The following is a 20,108-nucleotide window of genomic DNA, read 5'->3' on the forward strand; positions in this document are numbered from 1 at the left end:
CCCTAGCCACGCTCATGGTGGGAGGAGCCGTCGTCATGCCGTCTCCGGCCTACGCCGACAGCCCGATCCTGCCCGGCAACGAAGGTGACGTCGGCGTCTACACCGACGGTCTCCACCACGTCATGGAAATCGGCGACCCGACCTACGGCAACACCGGCGACGTCGCCAACCAGCTCAACCCCGGCGTGCCGTTCACCGCCGGCAACATGCACCAGTCGATCTTCGAGAAGGATCTCGCCGCCGGCGGCACCGACTACTACCTCGACCGCGTTCTCGGCGTCCCCGGCACGCTCGGGTCGGCCGTGCTGATGACCCGCGGCCGCTCCCTCTACATGCGCGGCGTGAGCAACAACAACTTCACCGTCATGGGCTTCGCCGGCAGCGCGTACGTGGGTGGACCGAACAACCTCGGCAACCTGTATACGGTGACCGTTCCTGGGCAGACGGTCACCGAGGTGAACGCGAACCGGTTCAACGCGCCGAGCCACGCCAAGACCCGGTACACGATCGGCACCACCGGGGTGACCGCCGACCAGACGAAGTTCGTCACCTACGACAACGTCGCGGTCTCCGCGATCACCTTCACCAACCCCGGCGGCTCGCCGGCGACCTTCACGGTCCGGGCCGCCTCGCCACTGGCCACCCAGCCCGGTGAGGGCGCGGCCGAGGTCACCGGCACCCGCGTCATCACCAGCGGCTCCAACAACGGCACCATCGACACCCCCTGGGACACCGTCCGGGTGAGCCTCACCGGTGGCGGGTTCACCCGCTCGGGCGCCAACCTCGACCGCGAGGTCACCGTGCCCGCCGGTGGCAGCGTCTCCCTCTCCGTCGTCGGCGCGGTCTCCTCCGCCACGTTGCCGAAGACCGTCGAGAGCTACAAGCAGTACGCCGGCCTGGCGCCGGCCGAGGCGGTGCGCACCGGCATCACCGCCTTCAACCGCCAGTGGGCGCAGGACGTCCCGTACATCGACGTGCCCGATCCCGCGCTGGAGAAGGCCATCGTCTACCGCTGGTGGGGCGAGCGCTACAACAGCCTCGACGCCAACGCGACCGGCCACGTCTACCAGTACCCCACGACGATCGAGGGGGTGAACCTCTACCAGAACTCCGTCGCGCTGACCCAGCCGATGCACCTCCAGGACACCAAGTGGCTGCGCACGCCATACCTGCCGTACGGCCAGATCCTCAACATCGGCGAGCTCTCCGGCTCCTCGGCGTTCCTGGACAGCCCTGGCCACACGAGCTGGAACAACCACTACTCGCAGTACCTCGGCACGGCCGGCCTCGAGGCGTACAACGTGCACGGCGGTGGCAAGGAGATCGCCGGCAAGTTCGCGCACTACTTCGAGGGCGACGGTGTCGGCCAGCTCGAGCACTACGACGGCAACGGCGACAAGCTCATCGCCTACAACAGCAACTTCATGCCGGGCAACGACGCCGACGCCATCACCTTCGGCTACCCGAAGGTCAACGCCGGCGCGCCCGGCGCGTCGACGATCGAGCGTCCCGAGTCGGCGTACGTGTGGGGCGCGTTCGACGCCGCCCGGCAGCTGTACCAGATCTCCGGCGCCGACCAGGCCAAGATCGACGAGATGGCGGCCGGTGCCAACGGCGTCCGCGACGCGGTGCTCAACCGGCTGTGGAGCCCGGACACGCGGATGTTCCTCGCCGGCACGTCACACGGGGCGACGAGCGCGCCCAGCTCCAACGGCAAGCCCAACCCGCTGCCCGAGTCGGCCCGCACGCTCATCCCGGCGAAGGAGTCGAACCTCTACGACGTCTACGCCCAGAACCTGATCCCCTTCGACCAGTGGCAGAAGTACGTCGACGGCTTCCGGTTCCTGACCTACGGCGACAACTTCCCGATCTTCCCCTTCTACACCGCGAACCAGTACGACCGGGCCGCGTACGGGATCGGCGGCTCGAACAACTTCTCGAACATCAACTTCACCGTGCAGTACCGGGGTGTTCGCTCGGCGCTGCGCCACTACGACCCGGAGCAGAAGTACGTCAACCCGGCCTACGCCAAGCGGCTGCTCGACTGGATGGCGTGGAGCATCTATCCGAACGCGGACCTGCGGGCCCCCAACCAGGCCGAGTACTACTCCGGCTGGAACCCGACCACGAAGACCTACAACCGCAACAACCCCAACCACATCATGTTGGGCAACATGAACTACATCTTCGTCGAGGACATGGCCGGCCTCCAGCCGCGGTCCGACGACAAGATCGAGCTGTGGCCGATCAAGTTCGGCTACGACCACTTCATGGCGAACAACCTGCGCTACCACGGGCAGGACGTCACGATCGTCTGGGACCCGGACGGCACGAAGTACGGCCTGGGCTCCGGCTACAGCCTGTTCGTCAACGGTGAGAAGAAGGTCAGCACCGACAAGCTCGGCAAGCTCACCTACGACCCGAAGACCAACCAGGTGCAGGTCGAGGACGGCGTGACCGTCACCTTCAAGGCGGCTTCGGGCGGCGACTTCCCGAGCGCCGTGGACACCCCGATCCAGGACGACCGGGTCGTCGACTACCTGAAGACGGCCGGCATCGACCTCACCGAGGACGCGCCGAACCTGGCCAAGGGCGCCACTCTCGCGTCGTCGTACACCCAGCAGGGCCCGCGGCCGACGCCGTGGCGGCAGTTCCACACGCCGGGCTGGAGCAGCGGCACGATGAACTACACGCCGGGCGCGATAAAGGAGACCGAGCGACCCGTGTCGCTGGCTGCCGTGACCGACGGCGTCACGGCCAACGAGCCCTACTGGGGCAACTACGGCACCGCCGACAAGAACGGCTACATCGAGCTCGACCTGGGTTCGGCGAAGTCGTTCGACAACGTGAAGGTGACCTTCGTCAGCGACCGCCAGGCCGGCGGCTACCGCGAGCCGGCGCGCTGGTGGGTCCAGGTGCCCGACGGGAACGGCGGCTGGAAGGAGATACCGGGGCAGTTCAAGAACCCGACCGTCACCTCGGCGAAGTTCAACGAGGCGCTCTTCCAGACCGTCACGTCGAACAAGGTGCGGATCGCGTTCACCAACAACCCGACCTTCTTCACGGCGATCGCCGAGATCCAGGTGTACAACTCGGGTCGCGACGTGCCACCGGTCAGCAACCAGGCGCCGGTCGTCACCGCCGCCCGCGACGCCACGGCGGACGGCAACCTGTCCACCCGGCTCGTCGGCACGGCCACCGACGACGGCGTGCCCTACGACAGCGAGCTCACACTCGGGTGGGAGACGGTGTCCAAGCCGGACGGTGCGGGGGTCATCTTCGCCGACGCGAAGGCGCTCGCCACCCGCGTGACGGGCACGGTCGCCGGCGACTACGTGTTCCGGTTCTTCGCCGACGACGGTGAGAAGCGGACCGAGCGGACCGTATCGGTGACGCTCGCCCCACGCCAGGTCACGGCGGAGTTCGGCTCCTCGGCGGCGATCACCACGAGCGGCAGCGCGTCGTGGGAGAACCCGTTGCGGGTCAACGAGGCCACCACGCCGGCGAGCTCCAACCCGGGCGCCGGCAACGGCTGGGGCAGCTGGGGCCAGACGCAGAACGGCACCAGCGAGCAGACGGCCGCGTGGATCCAGTACAAGTGGAACGCGCCGGTGCGACTGTCCTCTACGGACATCTACTGGTACGACGACAACGGCGGCACGCGGCGGCCGACGGCCACGACGTACGCGATCGAGTCGTCGACTGACGGCACCACGTGGACCCCGGTGACCCTCACCGGCGGCTCGACGTACGCCGACGGCCTGGCCACCAACGCCTACAACCGCTTCAACTTCGAAGCGATCTCGACGAGCTACCTGCGCATCCGCATCTGGGGCGTGCAGACCGGCGGCGCGGGCACGGGCGTGCTGAGGTGGCGGGCCAACGGTGAGACCGTCGACTCGGTGCGTTCGCCGGTGCTCATGCGCACGACGGTGGGCGTGGTGCCCACGCTTCCGAGCGAGCTCGACGGCGTGTACGCCAGCGGTGCCCGCGGGAAGATCGCGTTCAAGTGGCAGCAGATCACGCCGGAGATGGTGGCCGAGACCAACGTCGACCCGTTCGTGGTCTACGGCACGAACGACGCCTACGGCCTGATCGCCGAGGCCCGCATCTACGTGCGGCCGGAGACCGCGCCGGGCGGCATCTCGATCCAGGGTGCCGAGTCGTTCCAGCAGACCGTCGACGTGGGCGAGCTGCCCTGGCTGCCGGACAAGGTGGAGGTCTCCTACAACGACGGATCCCGGGACAACCAGGCCATCGGCGTCGACTGGGACTTCGACGAGAGCATCGTCGACACTCCCGGCCGGTACACCATCGTCGGCGACCTGATCCTGCCTCCCTACGTCAGCGCGTCCGGCACCACGCAGACCACGCTGACCCTGACCGTCGGCGACGGCGGCCTGGCGTGGGAGGTCGAGGTGCAGGCGCGCACGCAGTGCATCGGCACCAACGCCTACGTCACGGTCAACGCGAAGAACACCGACGACGTGCCGCTCACCATCGAGCTGACCACGCCGTACGGCTCCCGCACGGTGTCCAATGTGGCTCCCGGGAAGTCCGCCTACCAGGCGTTCAACTCGCGCGCCAGGACGGTGGCGGCCGGCACCGCGACGGTGAAGGTCACCGGGACGGTCAACGGCCAGCCGGTGACCGCGGAGTTCCCCGCGCCGTACGGCGCGATTACCTGCGGCTAGCTCCCATCGAGGGTGGCGGCGCGGCACGGCGCCGCCACCCTCCCAGCCCAAGAGTGGGGACATCGTGAGATTCTTCGTCAGACTCTTGGCGGCCACCGGACTCTTCGCCGGTGGGCTGGTCGCGATCGCCGCGCCGGCTCAGGCCGCCGACTCGTACACCTTCACCAACACCACCAACCCGATCCTCGGCGACGGCAGCTACTACTCCGCCGACCCGGCGCCGCTCGTGGTGCCGGCGGGCGCGCCCGGCAACGAGAGCGGGCGCGACGAGCTGTACATCTACACCGGACACGACGAGGCTGGACCGTCCACCAACGACTTCATCATGAACGAGTGGGGAGCGTTCCGCACCACGGACGTCCAAGCTGGACAGTGGACCCACTACCCGTCGCTGATGCGGCCGGAGCAGGTCTTCGCCTGGGCCACGCCGGGGCGCGCGTACGCCGGCCAGGTGGTCCGCGGTGTCGACGGCCGCTACTACTGGTACGTACCCATCAACGAGCGGGACAGCCCGGCAGCCGACAAGTTCGCGATCGGCGTGGCCGTCTCGGACAGCCCGACCGGCCCGTGGACCGACCACGCGGGCGGCCCGATCATCTCCCAGCGGGTGCCCACGGCCAACAACATCCACAACATCGACCCGACGGTCCTCGTCGAGGGCAACCGGGTGTTCGTCTACTGGGGATCGTTCAGCAACCTGCGGATGCTGGAGTTCCAGCCGGACATGAAGACACCGGTCGGCACCCAGCGCACCATCACCGGCCTGACCGGCTTCTTCGAGGCGGCCTGGCTCTTCAAGCGGGGCAGCACCTACTACATGGCGTACGCCGGCAACAACGCCGGCCCGACCTCGCCGTGCACGCCGGCCAACTACCACGCCTGCATCGCGTACGCCACGGCAACGGCGCCCGAGGGGCCGTGGACCTACCGGGGCACCATGCTCCGGCCGGTCTCCTCGACGACCAGCCACCCGGGCATCCTGGAGTTCAACGGCCAGTGGTACATCGCGTACCACACCGCCGACGCCGTCGGTGGCGGCCACTTCCGCCGCTCGGTGGCGATCGACAAGGTGGAGTGGGACGACACCCAGACTCCGCCGCGGATGAAGCTCGTCACGCCGACGCCGGTCAAGGGCCGCGACCTCACGCCCCGGCCGAACATCGCGCAGGAGGCGAAGGTCACCGTCTCCAACGAGCCGGTGCCCACGCAGTACTGGGTGAAGGCGCTCAACGACGAGATCGTGCGCGCCAACCCGCTGCCGCCGGACATGTGGGGCACCTGGACCGGCAACAACCCGCCTCAGCAGTGGGTGCAGTACACGTGGGACCAGCCGATGCGGATCGCCAGCTCGCAGATCGAGTTCTGGAACGACCAGCCGCAGGGCACCGGCGTGGGCGTCGCGGCTCCGGCCCGCTGGCGGATCCAGTACTGGAACCTCGACAGTGGACAGTGGGTCGACGTGCCGAACCCGAGCGGCTACCCGACGGCGACCCAGGGCTTCCAGAACACCACGTTCGACCCGGTCACCACGACGCAGGTGCGCGCGACGTTCGACGCGTCCACCAACGGCAGCACGTACTCGGCGGTGGCGGTCGAGGAGTGGAAGATCCTCGCCGCGCAGCCCACGTCGGTCACCGCACCGGACATGACGGTCGAGGTGGGGGAGCGGGAGCTGCCCGGCACCGTCGGCGTGGCGTTCGGCGACCAGACGCTCCAGGTGCCGGTCTTCTGGGACGCGGTGACCGCGGAGCAGGTCGCCGCGCCCGGCACGTTCACGGTGCGGGGCACCGTGCTCGGCTACGCCGCCGGCCGGGTCTCGGCGCAGGTGCGGGTCATCTCGCCGGGTGACACCGAGGGTGACGTGACCGCGCCGACCCTGACGCTCACGCCGAGCGGCAGCGCGGGCAGCGCGGGCTGGTTCCGGTCCGCGGTGCGGGTGCGGGTCGCCGGCGTCGACGACCGGGGCGGCCGGATGACCATCGAGTCCAAGGTGGACGGTGGGCAACCGGTCGTCGCCACGGAGGTACGCTACGCCGACGTCGACGTCACCGGGGACGGCCAGCACGCCGTCACGGCGACCGCGACCGACCGGGCGGGCAACCGCTCGGCGCCGGCCGACCTCGCCGTGCGGATCGACGCCGCGGCACCGGTCAGCGCGGGCACCGTGGGCGCCGACCGGGCGGTCACGGTGACGTCGACCGACGCGACGTCCGGGGTCGCCCGGATCGAGTACGCGATCGACACCGGCGCGTGGACCGCGTACACCGGTGCGGTCACGGCGCCCGACGCCAGCAAGCACACAGTGTCGTTCCGCGCGCTCGACGTGGCCGGAAACCTGGAGACGGCCAAGACGGTCACCATCCCGGCGGACATCTCCGGGCCGCTGACCGGCAACATCGGGCCGATCGGGACGCCGACCGCCTCGTACACGGCGGGCTGGAACAGCGTCACCGCGCTCAACGACAACGCCGACCCGGCCAACCCGAGCCAGGCGCAGATCTGGGGCACCTGGTCCGGCAACCGGCCGGAGACCCAGTGGATCCAGTACGACTGGGCCCGCCCGGTGCGGATCAACGCGACGGAGCTGAAGTTCTGGCGGGACTCCGACCAGGGCAGTGGCGAGGGCGTCGCCGAGCCGGACGGCTGGGTGCTCCAGTACTGGGACGAGGCCGCGGCGGCCTGGCGGGACGTACCCAACGCGTCCGGATACGGCACGAGCACGACCGCGTTCAACAACGTCACCTTCGACCCGGTGACCACGCCGCGCGTGCGGGCGACGATCCGGGCCAACGGCAACGGCGACACGTGGTCCGCGGTGGCGGTCACGGAGTGGCGGGTCTTCGCCGACGACCCCGGCACCGGGCCGGCCACGGTGCCCGTCACGGTCACCGTGCAGCCGAGGTGCATCGCCGGCAAGGCGTACCTCGCCGTGCAGGTGCGCAACGACCACGACGCCCCGGTGGCGATCGGGGTGGTGACCGCGTTCGGCGAGCGGTCCTTCCCGAACGTCGCGCCGGGTGCCAACGCCTACCAGTCGTTCGCCACGCGGGCCGCCTCGGCCGCGGCGGGCTCGGTGACCGTCCGGGCCACCGGGACCGTGGACGGCAGAGAACGCTTGCCTGGTCCCATTCCGACAGGCTTCGTGGGAGGCGAGGTGACGACTGTCTACACCGCCGACTACGCCGGCGTCACCTGCACGGCATGATCAACTTACTCGCGATCCCGAAAGGCAAATGAGCATGAGCAGAACCAATCGCAGACGGCTGGCCGCGGCGGCCGCCGCCACGGCGGCCCTGGGCGGGGCGATGGCACTACCGGCGCCGGCCCTGGCCGCGCCCGGTGACAGCGACGACGTCCGGGTGACCGTCGACATCGAGGAGATCCAGGAGCCGGGCGTCCTCGCCATGTCGATCGCCGGCGACGCGGTCGCGCTGGCCGAAAACGGCTCGACCCTGCTGGTCCGCCAGTTCGTCGGCACCCTGCCGACGGTGACGGTCACCGACACCCGTACTCCGGAGGAGGTGCCCGACGGCGCCGCCTGGGCCGTGCTGGGCAGCGCGACCGACTTCGTCGGTAGTGCCGGCCAGGCCCCGATCAGCGCCGGCCACCTCGGCTGGAAGCCAAACCTGATCGACGGCGACGAGGAGGGCCTGGTCACCGAAGGTGAGGAGGTCGTGACCGTCCTCGACGAGCCGACCCAGCCCGGTAACAATGTGGGTCTCGTCGACCAGGAGCTGCTGGTGTCGACGTTCGACTCCGAGGCGGTCACCGGCGACGCGTACTCCGTCAACGCCAACCTGTACCTGCGTGCCCCGGCGGACGTCGCCGCCGGCGCGTACACGTCGACGCTGACCCTGTCCCTCTTCGAATGACGCACCGGTGGGGGGCCGCGCGGCAGCGGCCCCCCACCACACCCGGGCCGAAGGACGTCGCCATGATCCGAACCCTGCCCCGGCTGCTCGCCGTGCTGGCCGCGGTCGCTGTCGCCGTGCCGATCGCGCCGGCTGGTGCCATGGCGGAGCCGACCCCGCCGACGCTCACGTGGGCGGTGCAGCCGGCCAACCAGCAGGGCCCGGACGGGCGCCGCTGGGTCGAGCGCACACTCGACCCGGGTCAGGTGGTGACCGAACGCCTGGCCGTACGCAACTTCAGCGACCGCAACACGGTTTTCTCCCTCAAGGCCGCCGACGGCTACCTGACCGACAAGGGCCGCTTCAACATGCTCCCGTCCAACCAGAAGTCGGTGGACGGCGGCACCTGGATCAAAGTGCGGGACAAGGTGACCGTCGGCCCCAAGGCCACGGTGGTCGTGCCCTTCACCATCACCGTCCCGCCGGACGCGCGGGCGGGCGACCACCCCGCCGGCATCGCGGCCACGGTCACCGCCACCGGGGGCACGGTCGCGGTCGAGAGCCGGGTCGGCTTCCGCGTGATGATGCGGGTCAGCGGCACGATCACCGCGTCACTCGCCGTCGACGACCTCACCACCACCTACCGGCACTCGTGGAACCCCTTCTCGGCCGGCACGATCCGGGTCAGGTACACCACGAGGAACGACGGCAGCGTCGGCGTGACCGGCCGCGGCCGGGTGACGACGGCGGAGCTGTTCGGCGTGACCAAGCACAGCGCCCAGGCCGACGTCCAGGAGACGCTGCCCGGCGGCACCCGCGAGGTCGACCTCCGCGTGCCCGGCGTGTGGGCGCTGGGCCGCCTCCGCACGACCGTCGAGCTGACCCCCGCCGTCTTCGCCGGCGACACGAGCGGCGCCGAGATCCGCCCCACCACCGCCACCGTGACGGTCTGGACGCTGCCCTGGCCCCAGCTGATCCTCGCGGCCATCCTGATCGGCGCCTTCTTCGCCCTAAGCATCCTGATCCGACGCCGCCGGCGCCGCCTTGCCACCCTCCTCGCCAAGGCCCGCGAGGAAGGCCGCGCCGAAGCCCTCGTCGACTAGGCGCTAACGCAGATCTTGGTATGGATCGGCCCCTATTAGGGCCCATCCGTGCCAAGGTCAGCTGGTCCAGCCGGCAGCTCGCAGTGCCGCGCGGAGTTGGGTCGCCACTTCGTCGGGTTTGTGGCGGACCAGCCATGCGGGGAAGCGCAACAGGGTGTCGCCGGCGATGGCGATCTCGTTGTGGTGCCGCATATCGGCGTACCACGAGGCGACCCGCAGGTGCTGGGCGCCGTCGATCTCCACGTGGACGCGCCACCGGTCGAAGTAGACGTCGCGGTAGCGGCGCCGCCCCGCCGAGTCGACCCGTGCGACCTGCCGCGACGGCTCCGGCAGCTGGTGGCGCCGGCACAGGCGGGCGAAGTCCATCTCGGCGATCGACTCGGCGCCGCCGGCCGCATCCGCCACCGCCTCGACGATCAGCCGCCGTCGCTTGATGCGGGGCATCCGCTCCAGCACGGGTGTCATGTCGACGGCGGCGACGAGGCGCTGCTGAAACCCGGCGGCGATGATCGCGGCGGCGTCCCGGTCCGAGGCAGCCCACTGAGCCGCGTCGACCAGCGACCGTGCTGGCATCGTGCACGGTGGCCGCCCCATCCGGTGCTGGTCCTCGATCGGCACGCGGTAGGCGCGGTGTACGACGACGCCCGGCGGCGGTCGCCGGTGCTGCCGGGCGGCGGGGATGACCACGTGGATCTGTGGGGTGTCCACGCCTCGCATGCCCAGCACGGCCAACGCCGACCGGCCGCCCAACATGGCGATGCGCCCGTCGCCGACCGCCAGTGCCGCGATCCACCGACGCTGCTGCACGGTCACCGTCCCGCTGTGCGTGAGATAGATACCCCGGTGAACGGCCTGCCAGCGCCCGGACGTGACACTGTGCCGGATCGCCTTCGCCGACATGTGCCGCAACGCCTGACGCCGGCTGATCACACCGTCTTGACGAAACAACAGAACGTCGAGATCCCCAGACCACACGAGCAAATCCTGACCAAGCCGTCGCCGCGTTGGGAGAGGCTGTGGATAACCCGAGATCTTGGTACGGATTGGCCCCTCTGAGGGCCCATCCGTACCAAGATCTGGACTTGCCTGGGGTTCGTAGACTGCGGGAGTCCCCATCGAATCGAGGACTGACGATGGTCTCCGGTCTGTTCGACTATCCGGGCGATGAGGACGGGGGGAGTGCGGCGGCCGGCCGTGAGCCGGCCGCCGACACCGGCGTGCTGCTCCGCGAGGCCACCGCGGCCGACTGGGCGCTGATCGGTGAGCACGCCCAGCCTCGGCGTTACGAGCCGGGTGAGCGGATCTTCGCGGCCAACGACGCCGAGCGGTGCCTGTGGATCGTGGCGGCGGGGCGGGTGACCGTCGCGTCCGGGCGGCACGTCGTCGACGAGCTCGGGCCCGGCGGGGTGTTCGGCGAGCTGACGTTCCTCACCGGCGAGCCGGCGCGGTCGACGGTGCACGCGGCCACCGAGGCCACTGTGCTGCGGCTCAGCCTGGCCGGCTTCGAGGTGCTGGCCGGCAAGGACCCGACCCTCGCGCGGCACCTGCTCTTCGACCTCGCGCAGGTGCTCGCCGTCCGGTTGCACCGGCTCCGGAGGCTGGTGGGGGGCTGATGAGCGCGCACGGTTCGCTGCTGTCCACAGTGGATCTGCGTGCCGGCGTGCGCCGCGAGTACATCGTGGAGATCCGCGAGCCGGACCGGTCGGCGCGGCGGGTGGTGGTCACGGATCTGGTCGAGGTGGGCCGGCGGCGCGCCGACCGGGCGCCGGACATGCTCGCGGTGCGGCATCCGAGCGTCTCCCGCCGCCACGCGCGGTTCCAGGTGATCGGCGGCGAGCTGACCGTGACAGACCTCGGCAGCATGAACGGCACGCGGGTCAACGGCGACCGGATCAGCGGCACCACGCGGTTGGCGCTCGGCGACACCGCCTCGCTCGCCGCGGTCGACATCGCCGTGGTCGGCGGGCGAGCGTCGCACGAAGCCGTCAAGCCACCCGCGCCGGCCGCCGCGACCCATCCGTTTCCCACCTACCTCCAGCTGCGGCGCCGCCTGCCGGCCGGTTTCTGGGTCGGGCCGCAGGCCGTCGCCGTGGCCGCGGTCGCCGGGCTGTGTGTCCTGCTCCTGGCGCGACCGGCGACCGGCCTCCAACTGCTGTGGGGGCTGGCCGTGCCACTGCTGCCCCTGCTGTGGGTGGTCGCGCCCGGCCTCTGGCGCAACAGCTGCCCGCTCGCGGCCACCAACCAGCTGCCCCGCCGGGCCGGCTTCGGCCGGGCGAAGCCACCGCCGGCCTGGCTGCGCAACGGCGGGTTCGTGGTGGCGGTCGGGTTGTTCCTCGTGCTCGTGCCGACCCGCCGCGTGCTCTTCGACCACAGTGGACCGGCGACGGCTCTCCTGCTGGTCGGTGTGATGGCTGGCGCGCTCGCCGGCGGCCTGCTGTTTCGGGGCAAGAGCGGCTGGTGCTCAAGCGTGTGCCCGCTGCTGCCGGTGCAGCGGCTGTACGGGCAGACGCCGTTCGTCACCGTGCCGAACAGCCACTGCCGGCCGTGCGTCGGCTGCGCGAAGCACTGCTACGACTTCAACCCGCGCGTGGCCTACCAGGCGGACATGCACGACAACGATCCTCGGTGGACGGCGCCGCGCTCGTTCTTCGCCGGCTGCTTCCCGGGCGTGGTGGTGGGCTTCTTCGTCGTACCGGATGTGCCGGCGGCGCTCTTCTACCTCGTCTTCTTCGCCGTGGTGCTGGCGAGCGCCGGCTCGTTCTTCGCCCTCGACGCGCTGCTGCGGCTGCCGGCCAGCGCGCTCGCGGCGGTGTACGGCGCGGTCGCGCTGTCCACTTTCTACTGGTTCGCCGCGCCGGTGCTCGGCGAGACCGTCCACCACTTCACCGGGGTACCGGCGGCGGCGGTCTCCTGGCCGGTGCGCGTGGCGGTGTTCGGGCTCGCGGGCGTCTGGGTTCTGCGGACCTTCGGTGTCCGGCGGCTGTTCCTGCGGTGGTCGGTGGAGAGCCAGCCGGTGCGCCTCCCACCCGACGGCGCGGCCCGGCTGGCGGGCGACTCCGGGTGCGAGGTGACGTTCGAGCCACAGGGGCGGCAGGTGGTCGCCACCGCCGGGGAAAGCCTGCTCGACCTGGCGGAGAAGGACGGGCTGCCGATCGAAGCCGGGTGCCGGATGGGCGTCTGCGGCGCCGACCCGGTCGCGATCCTGGCCGGCGCCGACCAGCTGTCACCGCCGGCCGACGACGAGCGGGCGACGCTGCGCCGCCTCGACCTCGGCCCGGACGTCCGGATGGCGTGCTGCGCCAGGGTCAATGGACCGGTCACCGTCTCGCTCGACCCGCGCAGCGCCCCCGCGCCACCCGCACCCGCGCGGCGCCGCGGGACACCCACGCGCCGCATCGTCGTCGTCGGCAACGGCATCGCGGGGGTCACCGCCGCGCAGGAGATCCGCCGCCTGGAACCCGACTGCGAGGTGCACGTCGTCGGCCGCGAGCCGCATCCCTTGTACAACCGGATGGGCATCTCCCGCGTGGTATACGGGCGTTCGGCGATGGCCGGGCTGTTCCTGCTCGCCGAAGACTGGTACGAGCGCCGCGACATCACCTGCTGGCTCAACACCCGCGCGGCCGGCCTCGACCTGGCCGCGCGCACGGTAGCGCTCGGCACCGGCGAGCGGTTGGCCTTCGACCGGCTCATCCTGGCCACCGGGGCGCGCGCCGACGTGCCACCGATCGCGGGCGTGGCCACGCCGGGCTGCTTCGCGCTCCGCGACGCCGACGACGCGGTGCGCATCCGGGCGTACGTGCAGGAGCACCGTGCCGCCCGCGCCGTGGTGGTCGGTGCCGGCCCGCTCGCCGTCGAGGGCGCGTACGCCCTGCACGAGCTGGGCCTCGAAGTGTCCATTGTGGTGCGCGGTCCGGCTGTCCTGCGGCGGTACCTCGACCCGCGCTCGGCGGAGCTGCTGACCGGATACCTGGCGGCGCGGGGGATCGCGCTGGTGAGCGGCGCGGCCGTGGCCGGGGTGCACGGCACCGACCGGGTGCGGGCGGCGACCCTCACCGACGGCCGCCAGGTGCCGACCGACCTGGTGCTGCTCGCCGTGGGCGCCACGCCCGAATCGGGGCTCGCCCGGTCGGCCGGCATCGCCGCCCGGCACGGCATCGTCGTCGACGACGAGCTGCGTACCAGCGACCCGGGCGTCTACGCGGCCGGCGACTGCGCCGAGCTGCGCGGCCAGGTGACCGGGCTGTGGCCGGCGGCGGTGGAGCAGGCGACCGTCGCGGCGGCGAACGCGCTCGGCGAGCACCGCACCGCGCCCGCCACCGAGACGCCGATGCTCCTCAAGGGCATCGGCATCGACCTGGTCTCGGTCGGCCGGGTCCGCCCGGCGCCCGGGGACCGGGTGCTTATCCACGAGGACCCCGCCCGGTACGCGCACGGCTGGCTGGTGCTCTCGGACGGCCGGGCCGCCGGGGCGGTGCTGCTCAACCTGCCCCGTGAGGCGCCCGGGATCCTCGCCGCCGTGCGCTCCGGCGCCGTGTTCACCCCTCCTGGGATCTGGGTCGAGCCGGCACGGGTGAGCGGCCAGCGGCTGCCTCGGTGAGCACGCGCTGTTCGGCCGTGACGCCGGAGCCGGGCGTTCTCCTATGCTCTCGCCATGAAGTTTGACCAGCACACTCTCGTCCTGCTGGTGCGGCCGCCGGACGCGCCGGAGCTGACGCCCGAGGAGGCCGACGCGCTCCAGGACGCCCACCTCGCTTTCCGTGCCGACCTGCGCGACCAGGGCTACCTGCTCGGTGGCGGCCCGCTGATCGACCAGGACGACGAGCGCCTGCGCGGGATCTCCGTGATGTCGGTCGACCCGGCGACCGCCCGCGGGCTATGCGCGGCGGACCCGGCGGTCCGGGCCGGGCGGCTCGCCGTGCAGGTGATGACTTGGATGGTGCCCGCCGGCAACGTCCACTTCGAGGCGGTACCGGCGCCGAGGTCGATGCGCGAGGTGGAAAGCGACTGACGCCCGAAGGCGGATCTGTTTGGATCGCGGCATGACGCATGAGCTCGTGCACCCGCCGAAGGCCCGTCCAGGAGATCGCATCGCGGTCCTCTCGCCCTCGTTCGCGGCGGCCGGCGCCTTCCCCGAGCTGCACGAGCAGGCCATGCGCCGGCTCACCGAGGTGACGGGCCTGATTCCGGTGGAGTACCCGACGACGCGTCAGGTCGGCGCGACCGCCGAGGCCCGCGCGGCGGACGTCAACGCGGCCTTCGCCGACCCGGAGATCCGCGGGATCCTGGCCGTCGTCGGTGGCGACGACCAGATCACCGTGATCCCGCACCTCGACGCCGACCTCGCGCGGGCGGATCCCAAGCCGTTCCTCGGCACCAGTGACAACACCAATCTGCACCACTGGCTGTGGGAAAACGGCGTCGCGAGCTTCTACGGCGGCTCCTCGCAGGTGCACCTCGGCCCGGGGCCGGGCGTCGACGAGATCCACGCCCGGTCGTTGCGGGCGGCCCTCCTGACCGGTGAGCGGCTCGAGATCACCGAGCCGGGCGAGTCCGAGGACATCGGCGTCGACTGGGCCGACCCGCGTGCCCTGGAGTCCTTCGGCGAGCGGGAGCCGACCGGGCCGTGGAGCTGGTACGGGCCGGCCCGATCGGTGAGCGGTCCGGCCTGGGGAGGATGCGTCGAGGTGATCGAGTGGATCCTGACCGCGGGGCGGTTCCCGTTCGCGCCGGACGTCCTTCAGGGCGGGGTGCTGCTCATCGAGACGTCCGAGGAGCTGCTCCCGGCGGTCAACGTCGCGCGGATCGTCCGTTCGCTCGGCGAGCGGGGGTTGGTCGGCGCGGTGGACGCGGTCCTGTTGGCCCGCCCGCCGGTCTCCGACTTCACCCGCCGCCCGCCGGCCGACGAGCGGGCCCGGCTGCGTGACGAGCAGCGGGACGCGGTCGTGGAGGTGGTCGCCCGGTACAACGCGGAGGCCGTGGTGTGCGTCGGCGTCCCGTTCGGGCACACCAGGCCGCAGTGGATCCTGCCGCACGGCGGCACGATCACCGTCGACGGCGCCGAGCGCCGGATCTTCGCCGACTACCGGTAAGGCGGTATCGCCGACTTCATCTGGCCGAAACCCAGGATGTGCGCGTTCTGGGTAATGTCCGACCATCCTCGACGACGTTGATCCTTTCATCGGTACGGCCGCGACCGACCTGCCCCGGGCAGCTGGTCTTGCGGCCAGTTGGTGGTGGCCGAAACCGCAGGTGGGCAACACGCATCCGGGCGCCACGTCACCGCTGGGCATGGTGTCCGCGTGCGCCTACTCGGGCGCCTACCCGACCGGGTACGGGCGCTACACGAAGAGCACCGAGGGCCGGCCCGAGGAGATGTTCGACCGGGTGCAGGCGTCCGGGTTCACGCACTTCCAGCAGTCCGGCACCGGGGCGATCCGCAAGTACTACAACTACGTCCGGGTGACCCCGATGGTCGAGCCGCTCGACGTGCTCGGGCAGGCCTGGCCGCTGCACGACGAGATCGCGGAGGCCGGCTACTACGCGGCGACCGTCGACACCGGGGTGCGCTGCGAGATCACCGTCGGCGCGAAGGTGGCGGTGCACCGGTACACGTTCCCGGAGCACCACAGCGCACGCGTCGTGATCGACATGTCCTGCGGCGGCCTCGACGTCGAGCTCGGCCGCACCGTGCCGCTGCGGGCGCAGGTGGAGAGCATCGGGCACGGCCGCGCGCAGGGCACGGTCGTGATGGAAGGCGTGCCGCTGTCGGTCTACCTGGAGGTCGACAGTCCGGGCTGGCGGCAGATGCTCTGGTACGACCGGCGGCTCATCGACGGCGGCAGCCGCCTCGACTTCGAGAGCATCCGGCACACCACGCTGCGCCCGTTCGGCATGCTCTTCATGGGCCAGGTCAAGGCGGGCCAGACGATCGAGGTGCGGCTCGGATTCTCGCTGCGCGGGTGCGAGCAGGCGCGGCAGAATCTCGAGCGCGAGTGCTGGCCGGCGCAGCCGGCGTTCGACACCGTGCGCGCCGCGACCCGGGCCCGGTGGGCCGACCACATCGACCGGGTACAGGTCGACGGTGGCACGCCCGCCCGGCGCCGGGTGATGGCGACCGCGCTGTACCACTCGCTGATCAAGCCGTGCTTCGCCGACGACGAGAGCCCGTTCTGGCCGTCGTCGGGGCCGTACGCGTTCGACATCTGCACGATGTGGGACATCTACAAGACGCAGCTGCCGCTGCTGGCCGCCATCGTGCCGGACCGCTCCGCCGACCTGCTGGAGTCGCTCATCCGGGTGGCCGAGGAGGAGGGCAACTTCCCCAACGGGTACCGGATGGCGCGCGGCGCCGACCGGTTCTTCCGCCAGGCCAGCGCGCTCGCGCACACCGCGCTTGCCGACGCGCACGCGCTCGGCCGGCCCGCCCTCGACTGGAGCTGGGCGCTCGTGCACATGGTCGACGACCTGCGCCGCCTGTACGGCGAGGACTTCTTCGAGCACGGCCTGGTGCACCCGATCACGCACACGCTCGACCTCGCGTACGCGCACCACTGCACCGCGCAGGTGGCCCGCGCGCTCAACGACCGGCGCCTCGCCGACGACCTGGAGCGGCGCGGCCAGCAGTGGTCCAACGCGTTCGACCCGGCGACCGGGCTGCTGCGCGACTCCGAGTTCTACGAGGGCGGCAAGTGGAACTACTCGTTCCGGCTGCTTCACGACATGGCCGCGCGGATCGCGCTGGCCGGCGGCGACGCGGCGTTCGTCGGCAAGCTCGACCACTTCTTCGGCTTCGGCGCCCCGCCGGTCACCCAGCCCGGCCGGCACCCGACACCGGCCGAGATGACCGCCGGCTTCGCGCTGCACCGCTTCGAGGGGCTCAACAACGAGCCCGACATGGAGGTGCCGTGGGCCTACCACTACGCGGGCCGGCCCGACCGCACCGCGCAGGTGGTGCACTCGGCGCTGACCTGGCAGTTCGGCACCGGGCCGGGCGGGCTGCCGGGTAACGACGACTCCGGCGCGCTCAGCTCGTGGTACGTGTGGGCGTCGCTGGGGCTGTTTCCGGTGGCCGGGCAGAGCCTGTTTCTGGTCAACGCGCCCGCGTTCGAGCGGGCGGCGATCCGGGTCGGCGACGAGGAGTTCGTCGTGGAGACCAGCGGCCACCGCGAGACGCCGATCGGCGTGGACGGCATCGACGCGGAGCCCAAGCCGCAGTACGTCCAGTCCGCCACGCTCAACGGCAAGCCACTGCACGCCACCCACCTGCGCGCCGCCGACCTGCACGCCGGCGGGCGCCTGCACCTGCGGCTGGGCCCGCAGCCGTCGTCCTGGGGATGCGACATCCGGCCACCGTCCCACCCCGCGCGCAGCGCCAGCCCCTGAGGAAGCCCCATGATCCTGCCCTCTCGCCGTCTCGTCATCGTGGTAAGAGCCGACCCGGTCATCTGCGGCCACTCCGGCGAGGCGCGCAACCTCGCCGAGGTCGCGCTCACCCGCGGGTACGACGACGTCCGGCTGCTGACCTGGCCGATACCGGCGCTCCAGGCGGCCGGCCTGCCGCTCAAGCCGCTCGACCGGCTGCTGCCGTACAGCCCCGGGATCACCGTCGAGCGGCCGGAGGCGGTCGGCGACTACCGGGTGCCGGACGGGCGGCACATCGCCGGCCTCACCGGCCGCCTCGTCGAGCTGCTCGCCGAGCGGGTGCCGACCACGTGCCTGTCCATGTACCTCGTTCCACACACGACGGTCGTCAACGACGCGGTCGCGGCGGCGCGGGCGGCCGGCTACGCCCCGGACGTGCGCACCGTCGCCAAGGCGGTCGGCTCCGACGTCACCAACGTCATCAAGTCGTGCCTGCGGGACGGGCGGTTCGGGGCGGCGACCGTCCTGTTCACCACGTTCCTGGCCAGTGACGAGGTGGTGGCGGTGTCCGAGTACACCCGGGACGAGATCGTGCTCTCGGCCGAGCAGGTCGACGCGCACTGCGGCACGCGGTTCGCCGACGAGTGCCGGCGCCGGGTGACCGTCAGCTACCCGCCGATCGACGCCTCCGCCTACCTCGACCCGGATCCGGCCGCGGTCGACGCCGCGCTCGCGCGCCGCGGGCTGGAGCGCGGCGGCTACATCCTCTTCCTGTCCCGGGTCGCGCGGGCCAAGGGGATCTACGACCTGGTGATCGCGTACGGCCAGATGCGGTGCCGCGACAGCGTCCGGCTGATCGTGGCGGGCACCGGCCCGGCGCTGGAACACGTGCGGGCCATGTCCAAAGAGGACGACCGGATCACGTTCCTGACCGATGTGGACGACCGGGAGAAGCCGCTGCTCATGGCCGGCTGTGCCGCGTACGTGCTGCCCACTAAGCCCGAGCCCGACTTCGTCGAGACGTTCGGCATCGCGCTCGCGGAGAAGATGCTCGCCGGCGGCGGGCCGATCGTCACCACGCTGACCGGCGGCACCGGCGAGGCGGTCGGCGACACGGCGGTCCTCACCGAGCCCGGCGACATCGCCGCCCTCGCCGAGACGGTGGACCGGGTGGTACTCGACATGCCGGAGGCCGAGAAACGCGACCTGGCGCGGCGGGCACGCGACCGCGCCATGTTGTTCGACCGCGGTGTGGTCTTCGACAGCCTGTTTCCGTCGGCGGCGCCGGCCGCCGCGGTGGGCTGACGACGGCGCTGGTGCCCGGCCCCTGGGCCGGGCACCTTTGGTGGCCGCGTGTCAGCAGGGCAGGAAGTTCTGGAAGTAGATGATGTCCGGCCACTGGTCGCCGGAGCACCAGTCGTCGCCAAGACCGCCGTCCATCACGTCGTTGTTGCCGCCGCCGCCCAGCCTGTCGCTGCCCTGGTTGCCGTACAGCAGGTCGTCGCACGCGTCGCCGAGAAGAAGGTCGTGGCCCGGGCCGCCGATGAGCACGTCGCGCCCGCCGCCACCGTGGATCTCGTCGTTGCCCTCCCCGCCGAAGATCAGATCGGCTCCGGCGGTGCCCACGTAGGTGTCGTCCCCAGGTCCCAGGAAGACGACTATGCCCGGCTCGTCGCAGTCGTCCGGGATGCTCGCCTGAGCCGGCGCCGCTACGGCCGCCAGCACCGCCGACGCCAGCAGAGTGGCCGCCGCCGACGCGATCATGAGTCGTGCACGCATGGTTGGTTCCCCCTCCGGTCCTCCCCGACACCTTGTCGAGGGACTGGGGGACCGTCCCATCCCGGCATCATCGTGGCGTCATCGTGGGCGTCACCCGGCCGCCAGAGTGAAAGCGATCCGACAGCGCCGCGACGGCACGCGCGCCAAGGTGGAGCCGCTGGAGCGCCGGGCCGGCAGGTTTTGCCCCCGTCCGTGTCAGTTGGAGACCGTATGCTTCCGCGGGGACCGTTCCCGGCCGGCGGCTCGCGGGGCGAGCCGAGATCCCCGGCCGTCCACTGCCGGGTCCGCGGGACAAGCCCCGAAGGGGTTCTTCGCGG

12 protein-coding genes are annotated in these 20,108 nt (G+C 71.4%); 10 read left to right on the forward strand and 2 right to left on the reverse strand.

What is annotated here, in order from left to right; all coding sequences use genetic code 11:
* Positions 1 to 35 precede the first annotated feature (35 nt).
* From AC5L36_RS23565 to AC5L36_RS23580, 4 genes are all read left to right on the forward strand, one after another.
* Entirely contained in the window at positions 36 to 4,694 is a 4,659-nt protein-coding gene (locus AC5L36_RS23565) for a discoidin domain-containing protein (RefSeq protein WP_441219574.1), read from the forward strand.
* A 64-nt stretch (positions 4,695 to 4,758) separates the two neighbouring features.
* The gene (locus tag AC5L36_RS23570) at positions 4,759 to 7,899 is read left to right on the forward strand and encodes an OmpL47-type beta-barrel domain-containing protein (RefSeq protein ID WP_441219576.1); all 3,141 of its coding nucleotides are present in this window, start codon (positions 4,759 to 4,761) and stop codon (positions 7,897 to 7,899) included.
* A gap of 34 nt (positions 7,900 to 7,933) precedes the next feature.
* Positions 7,934 to 8,566 (forward strand): hypothetical protein, encoded by a 633-nt coding sequence (locus AC5L36_RS23575; protein WP_441219577.1) that lies wholly within the window; start codon positions 7,934 to 7,936, stop codon positions 8,564 to 8,566.
* A gap of 62 nt (positions 8,567 to 8,628) precedes the next feature.
* Positions 8,629 to 9,648, forward strand: a complete 1,020-nt coding sequence (locus AC5L36_RS23580) for a hypothetical protein (RefSeq protein WP_441219579.1) — start codon at positions 8,629 to 8,631, stop codon at positions 9,646 to 9,648.
* A 57-nt stretch (positions 9,649 to 9,705) separates the two neighbouring features.
* On the opposite strand, the gene AC5L36_RS23585 is transcribed toward AC5L36_RS23580, so the two are convergent.
* Positions 9,706 to 10,578 carry a DUF559 domain-containing protein gene (locus AC5L36_RS23585; protein WP_441219581.1) on the reverse strand — a complete coding sequence of 291 codons (873 nt, stop codon included), beginning with the start codon at positions 10,576 to 10,578 and terminating at the stop codon, positions 9,706 to 9,708.
* Between the two features lie 203 nt (positions 10,579 to 10,781).
* Here AC5L36_RS23585 and AC5L36_RS23590 point away from each other — a divergent pair, with 203 nt between their 5' ends.
* The 6 genes from AC5L36_RS23590 (at position 10,782) to AC5L36_RS23615 (ending at position 19,317) form a co-directional block, all read left to right on the forward strand.
* The gene (locus AC5L36_RS23590) at positions 10,782 to 11,261 is read left to right on the forward strand and encodes a Crp/Fnr family transcriptional regulator (protein ID WP_441219583.1); all 480 of its coding nucleotides are present in this window, start codon (positions 10,782 to 10,784) and stop codon (positions 11,259 to 11,261) included.
* The gene (locus tag AC5L36_RS23595; protein WP_441219585.1) at positions 11,261 to 14,248 is read left to right on the forward strand and encodes an FAD-dependent oxidoreductase; all 2,988 of its coding nucleotides are present in this window, start codon (positions 11,261 to 11,263) and stop codon (positions 14,246 to 14,248) included. Before AC5L36_RS23590 ends, AC5L36_RS23595 begins: the two co-directional genes overlap by 1 nt.
* Positions 14,249 to 14,302: 54 nt before the next feature.
* Positions 14,303 to 14,659, forward strand: a complete 357-nt coding sequence (locus AC5L36_RS23600; protein WP_441219587.1) for a YciI family protein — start codon at positions 14,303 to 14,305, stop codon at positions 14,657 to 14,659.
* 31 nt (positions 14,660 to 14,690) lie between these two features.
* Complete coding sequence (locus AC5L36_RS23605) at positions 14,691 to 15,740, forward strand: S66 family peptidase (RefSeq protein WP_441219589.1); 1,050 nt, start codon at positions 14,691 to 14,693, stop codon at positions 15,738 to 15,740.
* Positions 15,741 to 15,804: 64 nt separating this feature from the next.
* The gene (locus AC5L36_RS23610) at positions 15,805 to 18,033 is read left to right on the forward strand and encodes a glycoside hydrolase domain-containing protein (RefSeq protein ID WP_441219734.1); all 2,229 of its coding nucleotides are present in this window, start codon (positions 15,805 to 15,807) and stop codon (positions 18,031 to 18,033) included.
* A gap of 9 nt (positions 18,034 to 18,042) precedes the next feature.
* Positions 18,043 to 19,317, forward strand: a complete 1,275-nt coding sequence (locus AC5L36_RS23615) for a glycosyltransferase (RefSeq protein WP_441219591.1) — start codon at positions 18,043 to 18,045, stop codon at positions 19,315 to 19,317.
* Between the two features lie 51 nt (positions 19,318 to 19,368).
* On the opposite strand, the gene AC5L36_RS23620 is transcribed toward AC5L36_RS23615, so the two are convergent.
* Positions 19,369 to 19,791 (reverse strand): calcium-binding protein, encoded by a 423-nt coding sequence (locus AC5L36_RS23620; protein WP_441219593.1) that lies wholly within the window; start codon positions 19,789 to 19,791, stop codon positions 19,369 to 19,371.
* Positions 19,792 to 20,108: the final 317 nt, after the last annotated feature.

The sequence above is a fragment of the Phytohabitans sp. LZ39 genome, from assembly GCF_059359075.1.

Coding starts and splice junctions, on each gene's coding strand:
- AC5L36_RS23605 (WP_441219589.1), top strand. CDS start 14,691: ATGACGCATGAGCTCGTGCACCCGCCGAAGGCCCGTCCAGGAGATCGC.
- AC5L36_RS23580 (WP_441219579.1), top strand. CDS start 8,629: ATGATCCGAACCCTGCCCCGGCTGCTCGCCGTGCTGGCCGCGGTCGCT.
- AC5L36_RS23590 (WP_441219583.1), top strand. CDS start 10,782: ATGGTCTCCGGTCTGTTCGACTATCCGGGCGATGAGGACGGGGGGAGT.
- AC5L36_RS23575 (WP_441219577.1), top strand. CDS start 7,934: ATGAGCAGAACCAATCGCAGACGGCTGGCCGCGGCGGCCGCCGCCACG.
- AC5L36_RS23620 (WP_441219593.1), bottom strand. CDS start 19,791: ATGCGTGCACGACTCATGATCGCGTCGGCGGCGGCCACTCTGCTGGCG.
- AC5L36_RS23565 (WP_441219574.1), top strand. CDS start 36: ATGCCGTCTCCGGCCTACGCCGACAGCCCGATCCTGCCCGGCAACGAA.
- AC5L36_RS23600 (WP_441219587.1), top strand. CDS start 14,303: ATGAAGTTTGACCAGCACACTCTCGTCCTGCTGGTGCGGCCGCCGGAC.
- AC5L36_RS23595 (WP_441219585.1), top strand. CDS start 11,261: ATGAGCGCGCACGGTTCGCTGCTGTCCACAGTGGATCTGCGTGCCGGC.
- AC5L36_RS23615 (WP_441219591.1), top strand. CDS start 18,043: ATGATCCTGCCCTCTCGCCGTCTCGTCATCGTGGTAAGAGCCGACCCG.